At 63.0% G+C, this 541-nt stretch carries 1 protein-coding gene; it reads left to right on the top strand.

Annotated elements, in window-relative coordinates; translation table 11 throughout:
- Positions 1-207: 207 nt before the first annotated feature.
- A partial coding sequence (locus AACY52_RS29850; RefSeq protein WP_339561311.1) for a hypothetical protein occupies positions 208-541 on the top strand: 334 nt, incomplete at its 3' end.

Raw genomic sequence — 541 nt, 5'->3', positions numbered from 1 at the left:
CGCGAAGGGTGCGACGGAAGCGGGACGTTTAACGGTTCGTTTATTGCTCACGTTTACCTCGAAATTCATGGTGCGTGCCGTGCAACCCCCTTATCCGCCGCGTCGCCCTCCGGGGCGGGGAAAAAGTGCGTCAGACGCACCTGGTGGCCTCGTGCAATCGGGCATCGACATCGCCCCCGCGGCGATCCTTCAAACACGTGGCAAATCGTGTGCCTCGTCGAGATCGCGAACTTCTCCGCCCTTCGTCGTAAGTTCGGGCGTGTGGGGGCGGATAGTCTCGCCCTGGATCTCGAGCGTCGGATCGCGGCGGTTCTACCCGATAGCTCGACCATGATCGTCAGCCGCACGTCTATCGAGGTGTCGCTCGAGCGCGCAAGTATCGCTGCTCTCGGGGTTGCAGTGGACGTTTTGCGGGGTGTTGCGGAGATCCCGCTCGATTTGGATGGGGAGGCGCACGCCCTTCAAATCGAGATTGGGGGGGCGGCAGCGCCGCTCGCGACGATCGAAACCGTGCGGTTGATCGAAGAGGCCGAAGGCGCGC

It is taken from the genome of Pseudomonas sp. EA_65y_Pfl1_P113 (assembly GCF_963970525.1).
GTDB classification, from domain to species: Bacteria; Pseudomonadota; Gammaproteobacteria; order Pseudomonadales; family Pseudomonadaceae; genus Aquipseudomonas; species Aquipseudomonas tritici.
The sequence above is the reverse complement of the archived record's forward strand: the minus strand, read 5'-3'. Positions and strand labels throughout refer to the sequence as shown.